General features: G+C 67.8%; 16 protein-coding genes. 8 read left to right on the top strand and 8 right to left on the bottom strand.

Translation table 11 applies throughout. The features are described from left to right. Genes ACFQ27_RS00080 through ACFQ27_RS00070 form a run of 3 tightly spaced genes read right to left on the bottom strand, consistent with a single transcriptional unit; the run spans position 1 to position 3,241 of the window. Positions 1-1,800, bottom strand: coding sequence for a putative bifunctional diguanylate cyclase/phosphodiesterase (locus ACFQ27_RS00080; protein ID WP_377351919.1), 1,800 nt, complete (start codon positions 1,798-1,800; stop codon positions 1-3). A 6-nt stretch (positions 1,801-1,806) separates the two neighbouring features. After that, positions 1,807-2,064 (bottom strand): hypothetical protein, encoded by a 258-nt coding sequence (locus ACFQ27_RS00075; protein WP_377351918.1) that lies wholly within the window; start codon positions 2,062-2,064, stop codon positions 1,807-1,809. Positions 2,065-2,083: 19 nt separating this feature from the next. Next, positions 2,084-3,241 carry an FIST signal transduction protein gene (locus tag ACFQ27_RS00070; protein ID WP_377351917.1) on the bottom strand — a complete coding sequence of 386 codons (1,158 nt, stop codon included), beginning with the start codon at positions 3,239-3,241 and terminating at the stop codon, positions 2,084-2,086. 303 nt (positions 3,242-3,544) lie between these two features. Between ACFQ27_RS00070 and ACFQ27_RS00065 the strand changes: the two genes are divergently transcribed. From ACFQ27_RS00065 to ACFQ27_RS00055, 3 genes are all read left to right on the top strand, one after another. Further along, positions 3,545-3,994, top strand: a complete 450-nt coding sequence (locus ACFQ27_RS00065; protein WP_377351916.1) for an acyl-CoA thioesterase — start codon at positions 3,545-3,547, stop codon at positions 3,992-3,994. A 216-nt stretch (positions 3,995-4,210) separates the two neighbouring features. Further along, complete coding sequence (locus tag ACFQ27_RS00060) at positions 4,211-5,320, top strand: DUF262 domain-containing protein (protein ID WP_377351915.1); 1,110 nt, start codon at positions 4,211-4,213, stop codon at positions 5,318-5,320. Then, on the top strand, positions 5,320-5,784 hold the full coding sequence (locus ACFQ27_RS00055) for a HEPN domain-containing protein (RefSeq protein WP_377351914.1): 465 nt from the start codon (positions 5,320-5,322) through the stop codon (positions 5,782-5,784). Before ACFQ27_RS00060 ends, ACFQ27_RS00055 begins: the two co-directional genes overlap by 1 nt. Before the next feature lie 29 nt (positions 5,785-5,813). Here ACFQ27_RS00055 and ACFQ27_RS00050 read toward each other — a convergent pair whose 3' ends face one another. From ACFQ27_RS00050 to ACFQ27_RS00035, 4 genes are all read right to left on the bottom strand, one after another. Then, complete coding sequence (locus tag ACFQ27_RS00050) at positions 5,814-6,080, bottom strand: hypothetical protein (protein ID WP_377351913.1); 267 nt, start codon at positions 6,078-6,080, stop codon at positions 5,814-5,816. A gap of 35 nt (positions 6,081-6,115) precedes the next feature. Next, a complete protein-coding gene (locus tag ACFQ27_RS00045; RefSeq protein WP_377351912.1) occupies positions 6,116-6,619 on the bottom strand; it encodes a hypothetical protein in 504 nt (167 codons plus the stop codon). A 389-nt stretch (positions 6,620-7,008) separates the two neighbouring features. After that, positions 7,009-7,569, bottom strand: a complete 561-nt coding sequence (locus tag ACFQ27_RS00040; RefSeq protein ID WP_377351911.1) for a phosphoribosyltransferase — start codon at positions 7,567-7,569, stop codon at positions 7,009-7,011. Continuing rightward, on the bottom strand, positions 7,547-8,485 hold the full coding sequence (locus tag ACFQ27_RS00035) for a DUF3426 domain-containing protein (RefSeq protein WP_377351910.1): 939 nt from the start codon (positions 8,483-8,485) through the stop codon (positions 7,547-7,549). The genes ACFQ27_RS00040 and ACFQ27_RS00035 overlap by 23 nt, the downstream gene beginning before the upstream one ends. 56 nt (positions 8,486-8,541) lie before the next feature. On the opposite strand from ACFQ27_RS00035, the gene ftsE reads away from it, so the two are divergent. From ftsE to ACFQ27_RS00015, 4 genes are all read left to right on the top strand, one after another. Beyond that, positions 8,542-9,258 carry a cell division ATP-binding protein FtsE gene (gene ftsE / locus ACFQ27_RS00030; protein ID WP_374345709.1) on the top strand — a complete coding sequence of 239 codons (717 nt, stop codon included), beginning with the start codon at positions 8,542-8,544 and terminating at the stop codon, positions 9,256-9,258. After that, complete coding sequence (locus ACFQ27_RS00025; RefSeq protein ID WP_374345711.1) at positions 9,255-10,148, top strand: cell division protein FtsX; 894 nt, start codon at positions 9,255-9,257, stop codon at positions 10,146-10,148. Before ftsE ends, ACFQ27_RS00025 begins: the two co-directional genes overlap by 4 nt. Positions 10,149-10,211: 63 nt before the next feature. Then, positions 10,212-10,841 carry a YdcF family protein gene (locus tag ACFQ27_RS00020; protein ID WP_374345834.1) on the top strand — a complete coding sequence of 210 codons (630 nt, stop codon included), beginning with the start codon at positions 10,212-10,214 and terminating at the stop codon, positions 10,839-10,841. Between the two features lie 2 nt (positions 10,842-10,843). After that, positions 10,844-11,554 carry a lysophospholipid acyltransferase family protein gene (locus ACFQ27_RS00015; protein WP_377351909.1) on the top strand — a complete coding sequence of 237 codons (711 nt, stop codon included), beginning with the start codon at positions 10,844-10,846 and terminating at the stop codon, positions 11,552-11,554. On the opposite strand, the gene ACFQ27_RS00010 is transcribed toward ACFQ27_RS00015, so the two are convergent. Beyond that, complete coding sequence (locus ACFQ27_RS00010; protein WP_377351908.1) at positions 11,544-12,071, bottom strand: gamma-glutamylcyclotransferase; 528 nt, start codon at positions 12,069-12,071, stop codon at positions 11,544-11,546. The two genes, ACFQ27_RS00015 and ACFQ27_RS00010, sit on opposite strands and share 11 nt — an antisense overlap. 32 nt (positions 12,072-12,103) lie before the next feature. Between ACFQ27_RS00010 and ACFQ27_RS00005 the strand changes: the two genes are divergently transcribed. Continuing rightward, a partial coding sequence (locus tag ACFQ27_RS00005) for a DUF2125 domain-containing protein (RefSeq protein ID WP_377351907.1) occupies positions 12,104-13,014 on the top strand: 911 nt, incomplete at its 3' end.

Below are 13,014 nucleotides of genomic sequence, written 5' to 3'. Positions count from 1 at the left end.
TCAGCCCGCCTTGGCCACCAGGCTCAGCCGGGCCGACAGGCCTTCGAGCAGGCCGACAGCGCCGACGCGGCCGCGCTGGGCTTCCCAGGCCTCCAGTTCGGCCTCGGGCAAGGGGTGGCTGAACAGATAGCCCTGCACCTCGTCGCAGCCCAGCTGCTGCAGGAAGGCGTGCTGCTCGGCCAGTTCGACGCCCTCGGCGACGACGGTGTGGCCCAGGGCGTGCGCCATCTGGATCACCGCGGTCAGGATGGCCTCGGACTTGGCGCTGGCGCCGATGCCGTCCACCAGGCTCTTGTCGATCTTGAGCATGTCGAAGGACAGCTGCGACAGCTGGGACAGGTTGGAATAGCCGGTCCCGAAGTCGTCGATGGAGATCCGCACCCCCGCTGTCTGCAGGTCGTCCATTCGGCGACGGGCCTCGGCGAAGTCGGCCATGACGATGCGCTCGGTGACCTCCAGCTCCAGGAGCTCGGGATCGACGCCGTGCGCGTCCAACAGGCTCAGCACCTCGCCGACAAACTCCGGGCGCATGAACTGGGGCGCGGAGATGTTGACCGCGATGCGGCGCTTCACGCCCTGGTCCATCCAGGCGCGGATGCGCTGGACGGCGAGCCGCAGGATCGAGCTGTCCAGGGCGATGCCGAAGCCGGCCTGTTCGGCGATCTTGACGAAGGTGTCGGGCGGGATGTCGCCCAGGTCGGGATGCCGCCAGCGGGCCAGGGCCTCCACGCCCCTCAACCCCATGGTCCGGGCGCTGAGCTTGGGCTGGAAGTGCAGCACCAGCTCGTCGCGCTCCACGGCGCCGCGCAGATCGTTCTCCAGCCGGGTGCGCTCAACCAGCGCGTCCCACAGCGAGGCGTCGAAGAACCGGCAGCGGTCCTTGCCCGACTGCTTGGCGTCGTACATCGCGATGTCGGCGAAGCTGAGCAGCTCGTCGGCCTTGGCGGTGTCGAGGGGGAAGCGCGCGACGCCGATGCTGGCGCTGATCGCCACCTCGGAGCCGGCGATCTGGAACGGCTGGCGCAGGGCCGCCAGGATCCGATCAGCGGTGTCCTGCACCTCCTGGGCGCCGTCCTGTTGCGGCAGGACGATGACGAACTCATCGCCGGCGAAGCGGGCGAGCACCGGGCGGGTCGGACAGGCCTGGCGCAGCTCGCCCAGCTGGTTGACGCAGCTTTCCAACTCTCCGGGGGCGGAGCCCAGCCCCAGGGTGGCGATGCGGTCGCTGGCCTGGCGCAGCAGCTCGTCCCCGGCCTCGTGGCCCAGGGTGTCGTTGACCCGCTTGAAGCCGTCCAGGTCGATGAACAGCAGGGCGCCGCGGCAGGAGGCGACACCGCGCTTGTCATTGATCAGGCCGAGCACGTGGCTGACCACCGCCCGGTTGGGCAGGCCGGTGACCACGTCGGTATAGGCCACCAGGTTCATACGCAGGAGGTTGCCGTTCAGGCGCTGCTGCATGGCCCGGAAACTGTCGGCCAGGCCGCCGACCTCGCAGGCGCAGTCGACGTCCACGGGGGTGTCGAACTCCCCGGCCACGATGGCGTCGGTGCTGGCGCGCAGGGCGCGGATCGCCCCGGCCAGGCGGTTGGCCGCCAGGTAGGTGATCAGGGCCGACAGGCCGGCCGGGGCCAGGGCGATCTGGGCCAGGGTGAACGGCTCCATCCGCTCCGCCCCATGCAGGGCGAAGTCGGCGGCGAAGGCCCCGGCCCCGGTCAGGCCGCCGGCCATCAGGGCGAAACGCACCGGAATGCTGTTCAGGCCGCGGCCCTTGGTGGTGCGGTCGGCGGGGGCGAGCGTCATGGCGGACTATCCGGCGCGGGCCAGCGGCGTCGGCGCCGCGGCCAGGGGGTTGCGGTCTTCGGCGGCGGTCTGCAGCAGCTGCATCATCTCCTGCAGCTCCTCCACCATCAGGGCGTTGGCCCGGGTCATGCGGCGGACATCGCGGGCGTGTTCGAGATAGGACTCGTTGACCGCCTGCAGCAGCCGCTCGACATCAAGCGTCCCGTCCGGGCCGGTGGCCCGGGCGATCTGTCGCCGCAGGGTGCTGGTGAATGCGTCTGACATGGTTCACACAGGCGAGGCCTCAGGCCGCCTCGCGCAGGGTCATCAGCGTCATGGTCTGGTTGTGCAGGCCGCAATGGCCCGCCACCCCAGGGGTCACGACCTCGCCATAGGAATAGAAGCCGATGCGGCGCGCGGCCGGGCCCAGCACTTCGCTGACCGCCTCGACCTCGTCCCCGGTCCGCTGGCCCATGGCCAGGCGGCGGCCCACGCAGCTGACCAGCAGGGCCAGGGTCTCGGAGGCGTCGGCCGCCTCGGCCCGCACCATGTCGGCGGCGTCGAGCGCCCCCTGGGTCAGGCTGTCGGCGGCGCCGCGCATCAGCTTGGCGGTCCAGCCCTCGGGCATGTCGCCGGCGAAGGTCATGGTCCGCGCCTCGTGATCCACCGCCAGGATGGTGCGCACCACCTGGTCGCTCTCGTCGGCGGGGTTGGAGATCAGCAGCGGATAGAGCAGGGCCGAGGCCGGCAGCTGCGCCGCCTCGTCGCCCAGGTACTTTTCATAGAGGTCCAGGGCCGGTTTGCCGTCCATCTCGAACAGCACGGCGCCGGCGGCCTTGGTGATCCGGCGCGGCGGGCCGAACCGCTCCCAGCCGTGGGCGACGCCCATCCGCGCCTCCAGCCCGTCGCCATAGAAGCCGATGGCGGCCACCAGGTTCTCGCGCGGCTGGCCGTTGGCGGCCACCAGGGTCTTCTCGAAGGCCGCGCCGTCGGCGGCCAGGCCGCCGCCGATCGCCACGCCCGCGCCCACCCCGGCCTGCAGGCCGCCCACCAGGGCGCTGCCGTTGACGTTCAGCCCGTCGGAGATGATCAGCACCGCGGCCAGGCGCCCGTCGCCGGCCGGCGAGGCGTCGGTCAGCATCCGGGCGAGCTCGGCGCCCACCGCCTCGCTGGTCTTGCCGGCGATCTCGACACTGGCCAGGCGCACCTGCGACCGCTCCAGCTTCACGGCGACGGCGCTCGCCCCATCATCCTCGATGGCGTCGCCGGCGATGATGGTCCCGGTGGTGCAGCCGACGATCAGGGCCGACGGGCAGGCCGCGCGCAGGGTCTCAAAGGCCGAGGGCCGCGCCAGGATGCCCCGCGCCCCGAAGAACAGCACCAGGTCCGCCTCGGCGCACCCGTCCTGCGCACAGGTGAAGGCCTGGTCCGCGCCGCGCCACTCAAGAGCCCACGTCTTCATGCGATGGATACCCGCTCAATCGGAATGCAATCAATGTTCGCGAGCCGATTAACAGGACAGGATTAAACGTGCGTTTCAGATTCCCCAGATTAAGGACTTATTCACCAAGACTATTGCGCGACAATTTGCTGCGCGCATTCTGAGTACAACTTGATTCAACGCAGATTAACTCTACGGACAACGCTCAACTCCCCTGGGCCGAAAGGGACGCGGACAAGGGCGCCGCCACGTCACGGTTTCCCCCTGCCCCGCCCGGCGCTTAAGACTGCCCACGCCCCGCCACCGCCGAGACCCCGCCGCAAGATGAAGCCCCCCGCCTGGCGCGCAGACGCCCACCGCTACCCCCACACCTTCACGCTCCAGCCGCGCTATTCCGACGAGGACCGCCTGGGCCACGTGAACAACATCGCCATCGCCGGCTATTACGATGAAGCCCGATCCCGCTTCTCCCGCGAGGTGTTCGCAGCCGTTCCGGCGGCCGAGATCTCCCGCATCGTCACCGCCGACAGCCGCGTCACCTACCTGGCCGAGGTCTTCTATGCGGGCCCGGAGCCCGTGGTCCGCACCGGAATCCTGCGCATCGGCAAGGCCAGCTACGACCTCGCCCAGGCCCTGTTCCAGGGCGACGCCTGCGTCGGCGTCTGCACCACGACCTTCGTCCAGGCCAGCGCCGAAGGGTCGAGCCCGCTGTCGGAGGCGCTCAAGGAGGCGTTGGGGCGGTGGTTGGTGGAGGCGCCGGCGGTAGCCGACTAGCCACCGGCAGTTGCTCCCCCTCTGGGGGAGCTGGCGCGAAGCGCCTGAGGGGGAGCTTGGCTGAGCCATTAGCAGTCATACGCTTAGGACTTCGGCGGCTTGTCAAAAATGACAGCGACTTGGCACGTGGCTCAAGCATCGGCCACCTAGCAGCACTGGGAATGTTGCCATACAAGGTTGGGTAGCAATCGCTGCGGCGCGCGCCAGGGAATGAGAATGGAAGCGGAAGATACATCTGACGACCAAGTCGGCTCACAGGATGAGTACGAAATTGCCCTGGCCGAAGGCATTGACGACGAAGCGCTTCTAGATGCTGGAGATACTAGGAAGTTCTCGATCACCAGCTATGGCGCTGACTATTCAGTGGAAGTCCTAATTCGGCGTATGAAATCTGGCTCCTTCACCGTGCCGGAGTTTCAACGCCGGTTCGTATGGTCTCAGAGGCACGCCTCCAAGTTCATCGAATCTCTACTAATGGGCCTTCCTGTTCCGGGAATATTTCTCTACAAGGAATTAGGTACGAATAAGCATCTTGTGATAGACGGTCAGCAGAGACTAAGGTCACTTGTAGCTTTTCATGATGGTACTTTCGGAGAGCGAAAGTTTCGTTTGCTTGGCATTCGGGAGCCTTGGAACGAGAAATCTTACAAAGATTTAGATCCTTCAGACCAACTCAAGATTGACGACGCAATTATACACGCCACCATCTTTCAGCAAGATGAGCCTGCAGACGTATTGGACAGCATTTATTTCGTCTTTGAGAGAATTAATTCTGGCGGCATTCGCCTTTCACCACAAGAGATCCGCAACTGCATTACCAGCGGCCCCTTCAATTCAGCCGTAAGAGAATTGAATAAATCTGAAGCCTGGCGCAGGATATTCGGATCTCCCGAAAACAAGCGAGCTAAAGATCAAGAGCTCATAGTGCGTTTTTTTGCCATGCACGAATCCGCCTCAACGTACACAAGACCCATGGCAACCTTTCTGAATGAGTATACGGCAAAGGCAAATAAACATTCAGACAATCACATCAAGTCTCTGATGTCCTTGTTCATAGATACAACTAACTTAATTGACATTGCGCTCAACGGTCGGGCATTTCGCCCCGCACGCACATTCAATGCAGCGGTATTTGATGGCGTGATGACAGGGCTTGCTGCGCGCCTGACTAAGGGACCTCCCCCCGCGCCAGACGCCGTCTCGGCCGCCTATGACTTACTGCTAGCCGACCAGAATTTCCGAAAGGCATGGGTGCGGGCGACGGCAGACGAAGAGAGCGTCAAGGCCCGTCTGCGACTTGGCGCTGAGGCATTTAACGGCCTCTAATGAGACACCAGCTCGATAGCCGGATCACTGAGATCGAGCGCTTCATTGCCCGCGCGACAGCAAGGGACGTTCCGGAGGAATTGCAGAGCTACTTGGCTCGCTTTGGAGCCGTTCTTGTCTGCGGCTTCGTGGAACGTTCGGTAGAGACTATCATTGTCGAGCGCCTGAACAGACGAGCCCACGAGCGCGTGCTGAACTTTATACGCTCTCATTTTAAGCGGGGCACAAATTACGACAAAGACGCCATAGAGCAACTGCTTCTTAGATTCGACAGCAATTGGTACAGAAATTTTCGCACATTTATCGAGTCTAATCAGGATGTAGAGGTTGGTATTTCCTCTCTTTACGGTGTGAGAAATTCAGTTGCCCATGGCGGCACCAATTCCTTAGGACCGAAACGGCTTACTGAATTATTTGATATAAGCAAAAAGCTCATTGAGGGCCTGATAAAAGCAACAGAGTAAGTCTCCTTCCACAGGGCCGAATGCCACCCTCAAACCGTCTCCACCTCCTTCGGTGCCGACACCTTCCGCGTCTGGGCCTTCGGCTTGGGCAGCAGGCGGAACCTCGTCTGGCACCAGGCGAAGTCGATGCCGATGTCCAGGAGGGCGTCGCCGCGGCCGCAGGGGCAGGCGAAGTCCATGATGTCGCGCACGCGGTAGGTCTCGCCCGCCACCAGGGGCACGGCGCGGCCGGTGGCGTGGTTGGGCGCGACGTTGACGCAGATCACCAGGTCGCCGGGACCGATGGCTTCGCTCATGGGGGTCCTCCCTGTTCCTCTAGGCCGGGGCGGACTTACGGGAGCCTGCGGCGGGCGTCCGCCCTGGCGTCCGGGACCCGCGTGAAGGTCCGCCCATTGATCGCGAAGGTCTCAAGACCGCTCATCTGCGACGCGTTGCAGGCGAACAGCCGCATGATCTCGTAGGTGTCGCCGGGCTTGACCTTGATCATCGTGGACGGGTCGAACACCGCCACGTCTTCGAGCACCATCACGCCTTTGTCATCCTGATAGGTGGTCAAGGGGGCGAAGGTCTTGGTGCTCTTACAGTCGAAACTGATGGTCATCTGAGTGTACCTGACGCCGTCCGCATCGGGGCGCGCGGTCCGCGTCAGGGTCTTGACTTCGGTATAGGGGACGCCGCCGAACTTCCGGGCGGCGATACTGTCCAGGTCGGCATAGACGACGCGCGCCTTGCCGCCGGCCAGGAACCACCAGTTGGCGGCGGAGGCCGGGCTGGCGCTCAAGACGCTACAGGCCACCGCGGCGACGAGGCCGAGGCCCAGGTTCTGATGGCCCATTGGCTCCCCCCTTAAGTTTATGCCGCTCAGACTGGGCCGCAGATCAAGGGGCGCACAACCCCCAAATTGGCGGGGCGCCACGGAGGGCCCGCGCGCTTTCCGCTCGACAAAAACAAAACACGAACACACTATCGGCGCGAACGGTCTTTCTCAAGTGGATACAGCCTCTTACCCCCGACCGGAGTTTCCGGGCGGTTTGGGGTTCGGTACGACTGCAGCAAGTGGCTAAATCTGCGACATCGGGTGGGCCTCGTCTCCTCCCCCATGCAATGGGGGAGGGGGACCCCGAAGGGGTGGAGGGGGCGTGACTGGGCTCTGAGCTTGCGGAACGCCCCCTCCACCGCCGTTCGGCGGTCCCCCTCCCCCGCATGCGGGGGAGGATATGAACGTCAGTCCATGGCGCCGATGTAGGGGAGGCCGCGCAGGGCGCCGGCGGCGTCCATGCCGTAGCCGACGAGGAAGCGGGCCGGGGCGTCCCAGGCGCTGAAGTCCGGCTGGATGGCGCGGGGCTTGGGCCAGGGCTTGGTGGCGAAGACGCAGGTCAGCACTTCGGCGGCGCCGGCGTCGCGGACCAGGCGGTGGGCCTCCGACAGGGAGAGGCCGGTGTCGAACACGTCGTCGATGACCAGGGCGCGGCGCCCGGCCAGCGGGCGTTGCAGGTCGGCGCGGACCTCGCAGCGGCCGAGGCTGGCGCGTTCGTCGCCGTAAGACGCCAGCCACAGGGCGTCGAAGCGGACATGGCGGCCCTCGCGGGCCAGGGCCCGGGTCAGGTCGGCGGCGAACCACAGGCCGCCGGTCAAGAGGCAGACCGCGACGGTGTCGTCGTCGATGCGCGGGGCGATGGCGCGGGCCAGGCCTGCGACCTTCTCGGCGATCTGGGCTTCGGTCAGCAGGATCTCGCGGACCTCGAGCCCGGCCGGCTCCGCCTTAGTCATGGCCGGGCGCCTCATGGGCCGGGGCCTCATGGCTGGGCAGGGCGTAGGGCGAGCTTTCCGGCAGGGGGGCGGCGTCCACCGGGGCGGGGCCGGGCGGCGGGTCGTGGGATTCCGGGCCACGCAGGGCCGGCTCGCCGTGGCCGCCGCCGTGCGGGGCCTCGACCTTGGAAGCCTTGGGCGTGACCACGCCCTTGCGCGCGGCTTCGGGAGCGAAGGCCACCTCCAGCTCCGAGGCCACGGTGGGCGGGTCGAGGATGGTCATGGCGAAGTGGCGCGTCTCGCCCGGCGGCACGCGGGCGTCGGCGGGCTGGGCGATCTTGGTGGTGATCCGGCGGCCGGACTTGTTGATCAGGCTGATCCGCAGGGGCGGCGCCTCGATCTCGCGGTCCTCGATGTTGCGGATCATCCCGGAGATCGAGAGGGCGGCGTGGCCGTCCTGCAGGGCGGGCTCGGCCTTCACCCCTTCGATCACCAGGCCCAGGCTGTTCACCGGCAGGCCGACGCCGGCATAGGCCCCGGCGGCGTGGGGGAAGACGCGGACCACGTCGACGCGGAACACCACGGCCAGGGCGATCAGGATGGCGAGGGCGGCGGTCATGCCGGCCCAGACGATGCCGTTGGCCGCGGCCTCGCGCAGCTTGCGCTCGTCGGCCGCCTTGGCGCGGAAGACCTTGGGAAGCTCCTCGCCCGGCAGGTCCTTGACCTCGGCGATCTGCTCGGCGTCGAGCTCGGGTTGCGGCTCGCGCTCCTGCAGGTAGGGGCCGTCATCCTCGTCCTTCGCCTCATCGCCCAGGCCGCGCGTCAGCACGTCCACCGGGTCCACGAACCAGCGGTGGCTGCAGGAGGCGCATTTCACCTTCCTGCCTTCCGCGGGGATCTTGGAATCATCCACGAAATAGCTGGTGGCGCACTCTGGACAGGTCAGTATCATGACGGCCGAATCGGACGCTCCAGCAACCTCCACCGAGGTCGCCGATTTCGGTCTCCATGTCCAGAAACCCGCTCGCCGCAGAGGCTGTCGCCGCGCCCGTGCTCCGCTTCGACGACGTGTCCATGCGCTATGGCCGCGCGCCGGAGACCCTGCGCGATCTGACCTTCGAGCTTGAACAGGGGTCGTTCCACTTCCTCACCGGGGCGTCTGGGGCGGGCAAGAGCTCGCTGCTCAAGCTGATCTACCTGGCGGCCAAGCCGTCCAAGGGTCTGATCCACCTGTTCGGCCAGGATGTCTCGGCCATTCCGCCGAAGGACAAGCCGCATGTGCGTCGGCGGATCGGGGTGGTGTTCCAGGAATTCCGCCTCCTCGACCATATGACCGCCTTCGACAACGTCGCCCTGCCCCTGCGCATCGCCGGCCGCAAGCCCGACAGCTACCGCCAGGACGTGGCCGAACTCCTGGCCTGGGTCGGCCTGAAGTCGCGGATGCACGCCATGCCGCCGACCCTGGCCGGCGGGGAGAAGCAGCGGCTCGCCATCGCGCGCGCGGTGGTGAATCGCCCGGACATTCTGGTCGCCGACGAGCCCACGGGCAATGTGGACCATGAGATGAGCCTGCGGATCCTTAGGCTGTTCGTCGAACTGAACCGGCTGGGGACAACGGTGCTTATCGCGACGCACGATCAGGACCTGGTGGCCCGCGCCGGCCAGCCGGTGCTGCACCTGGACGGCGGTCGGCTGACGACGCTGCAGCCGGGTGCGCGGCCATGAGCGCCGAGGCCTTCACCGAGCGCTGGAAGCCTGCGGCCTTCCTGCCGTCGGCGGACGCCCGCGACGGCGCCCTGACCTTTGTGGTCACGGTGCTGTGCTTCCTGGCCTGCCTGACGGCGCTGGCGGTGCTGGCCTCGGACCGCGCGGCCCAGGGCTGGGCGGACCAGCTGAAGGCCCAGGCCACCATCATCGTGCGGCCCAAGGCCAATGAGACGCCGGACAGCGCCGCGGCCCGCGCCGCCGAGACCCTGGCCGGGACCCGCGGCGTCACCGAGGCTCGCGCCCTGGAGAAGGAAAAGGCCGAAGCCCTGGTCGCGCCGTTCCTGGGCGACATCGCCGACCTGGACGACCTGCCGGTGCCAAGGCTGGTGGCCGTGGACCTGGACCCCGCCGCGCCCGCCACCGCCGCCGACCTGGACGCGGCCTTGAAGGCGCAAGGGATCGACGCGGTGGTCGACGACCACTCGGTCTGGACCGACGACATCGCCCGCGCCGCCGGCCTGGCCCGCTGGATCGGGGTCGCCATCTTCAGCCTGATCACCACCGCCGCCGCCGCCGTGGTCGGCTTCGCCACCCGCGCTGGCCTGCAGGCCCGCCGCGACGTGGTCGAGGTGCTGCACCTGTCCGGCGCCGACGACCACTTCATCGCCCGCCTGTTCCAGATGCGGTTCGCGCGCATGGCGGCCCTGGCCGGCCTGATGGGCGCGGGCGCCGCGGCCCTGGTCGGGGCGGTGATGCGGCTGGTGGGCGGGGCCAGCGGCCTGTCGCCGATCCTGCCCATCGCCTGGAGCGACCTCGCCTGGGTCGCGCCCTGCCCGCTGCTGGCCGCCCTGGTGGCCGCCATCGCCGCAAGGATCACCGCCGAGGCCCTGATCCGGGACATGGACTAGCCCCGCCGCGTCCCCAGGCTCTAGGATAGAGCGGAATCGACGGAGGCGCGGATGGACCAGGCCCTGAAAGGGCTGGTGGGATTGATGCTGGTGGGCGTGATCTGGGCCGCGGGCCTGTTCGCCTTCGCCGACCGCGTCGACCGCTCCACCCCCGCCCCGCCGCCGGACGCCGCCGACGGGGTCGTGGCCCTGACCGGGGCCGGCTCCAACGAGCGCATCATCGCCGGGGTCGAACTGCTGGAAGCCGGCAAGGCCAAGCGGATGCTGGTCTCGGGTGTAAACAAGGACGCCACCCGCGACGACATCCGCGCCGTCTCCAAAGCGGTGCGCAAGATCTATGACTGCTGCGTGGACCTGGGCTTCACCGCCGCCGACACGGTCGGCAACGCCCGCGAGACCGCCGAGTGGGCGCAGGCCATGCGCTATGACAGCCTGATCGTGGTCACCGCGGACTATCACATGCCGCGCGCCATGCTGGAGCTGCGCTCGGCCATGCCGGACACCACCTTGCAGGCCTATCCGGTGGCCACGCCGGTGATCAACGCCCACTACTGGTGGCGCACCGGCAAGAGCGCGCGGTTGATGATCACCGAGTACTCGAAGTATCTGGCCATCCTCGGCCGCGAGGCGGTGCGCGGCCTGGGCCCCAAGGACCCCGCGCCGGCGCCGGCGGTCCAGACCTCGAAAGGCTGACCTTGATCCACCTGCGCTCCATCGTCTTCGTGTTCCTGTTCTATGTGTGGTCGGTGGCCTTCGCCCTGGCGATGATCCCGTTCCTGGTGCTGCCGGGCGCGTGGCTGACCCGGGCCCTGCGGTTGTGGAGCTGGGGCATCAACTTCCTGCTGCTGGTGATCTGCGGCATCCGGGTGGAGATCCGCGGCCGCGAGCACGTCCCGACCGGCGACGCCATCGTCGCGCCCAAGCACCAGTGCATGCTGGACGTCTTCGCCCAGTTCGGCGTCCTGCCCGATCCGTTCTTCGTCATGAAGAAGGAGCTGATCTGGGTGCCGCTGTTCGGCTGGTACGGGGTCAAGATGGGCGCCCTGCTGGTGGACCGCGACGGCCACGCCAAGGCCCTGAAGAAGATGGTGCGCGAGGCTCTGGAGCGGTTCGGCAAGGGCGATCGCCAGCTGCTGATCTTCCCCGAAGGCACGCGCGGCACGCCCGGCGTGGCCGGCGACTACAAGCCCGGCATCGCCGCCCTCTATCGCGAGCTGAACGTGCCGGTGCACCCGGTGGCGACCAATTCCGGCGTCCACTGGCCGGCCCACGGCCTGCTGCGCAAGCCCGGCGTCATCGTGTTCGAATACCTGGAGCCGATCCCGGCCGGCCTGAAGCGGGGCGAGTTCATGCGCATCCTTGAAGAGCGGATCGAAACCGCCTCGACCAAGCTGCTCAGCCTGTAGCTTCCACCAGCGCCAGCAGGGTCTCCATCCCCCGGTCGCGGATGCCCTCGGCCTCCAGGTGGCTGACCAGGTCGCGCAGGTAGTCGATGTTCGGTCCCGACAGGCCGGTCGCGCCGGCGATCAGCTCGGCCTGGCGCTCCAGCGTAAGCGCGCCGGCCCACTGCGGGTGGGCGGTGTCGGACAGGAAGACCAGGCTGTCGACCTGGCGGCCGCCGGCCAGGGTCACCGGGCGGCGCGCCTCCACATAGGTCTCGGTGGGCTGCTCGCGTTCCCGCAGATAGGCGTAGACCTCGGGCCAGGCGTCCTCGGCCACCCGATAGGCCGCGCCCCGCACCGAACCGCCGGGCGCCAGGCCCAGCACCAGCCCTGGCCGCTCATAGGTCCCGCGATGGTGGACCGAATAGATGCAGAAGGCGCGGCGGCGCCCATGTAGGGTGGCGGGCCTGCGCTCCACATGGTCAAAGCCCGGCCGCCACATCAGCGATCCATATCCGAACACCCAGCGTTCCACCGTCATCGCCGACCGTTCACTCCCGCCTCGGACCCCATATGGCCCCCTCTCCTCTGCCCGATCCTGACCCCGCCCGCAAACCCAGCCGTACGGGACTGTACGCGCCGTTCCTGCTCGCCCTCGTGGTGAGCATCGTCTGGTCGGGAATGTGGATCTGGCTGCGGGGCGAGACGATCCGCCAGATGGACGCTACCGCCGCGGCCCTGCGCCAGGCGGGCTATGGGGTCGAGTGGCGCGAACGGAAGGTCACCGGCTGGCCCTTCCGCCTGGATGTGACCCTGAAGGGGGTCAGCCTGCGCGAACCGTCCGGCTGGGGCCTGACGACGCCGAAGCTGGAAGGCGAGGCCTTCGCCTACGCCCTGAAGCACTGGATGTTCGCCACCGAAGACGGCTTCACCCTGATCCGGCCCAATGGCGGGCCGGTGGAGGTGCGCGGGCGAGTGATCCGGGCCAGCCTGAAGGAGCCTGAGCGCCGGCCGCCGGCCCTGTCGGTGGAGGGGCTGGACCTGACCTTCCATACCGCGCCGGGCGCCAAGCCCCTGTCCCTGGCCTCGGCTGAGCGGGTGGAGCTGCACCTGCGGCCCGGCCCCGACGATCAGGGCGCGATCCTGTTCAAGGTCGAGAACGGCCTCACCGCGCCGGGCTCGACGCTGGCGGCGATCCCGGGGGACAGCCGGGTGACCCTGACCTGGGATGCGATCCTCTCGCGGGTCAGCCGCTTCCAGGGCGCGACCCTGGCGGAAGCCGGTCAGGCCTGGGCGCTGGCGGGCGGGACCCTGCAGGTGCGGCAGGCGCAGGTGCGGGCGGGCGACTCCAGCCTGGGCGCCCAGAGCGGCGCCCTGGTGGTCGATCCGGACGGCTATCTGGCCGGGACCCTGGAGGTGACGGTGACCAAGGGCCCCGAGGCCCTGGCCGGCCTGGCCAAGGCCGGGCGGGTGCCGCCGGCCGC

The sequence above is a fragment of the Phenylobacterium conjunctum genome (assembly GCF_042679085.1).
Classification (GTDB): Bacteria; Pseudomonadota; Alphaproteobacteria; order Caulobacterales; family Caulobacteraceae; genus Phenylobacterium; species Phenylobacterium conjunctum.
The sequence above is the reverse complement of the archived record's forward strand: the minus strand, read 5'-3'. Positions and strand labels throughout refer to the sequence as shown.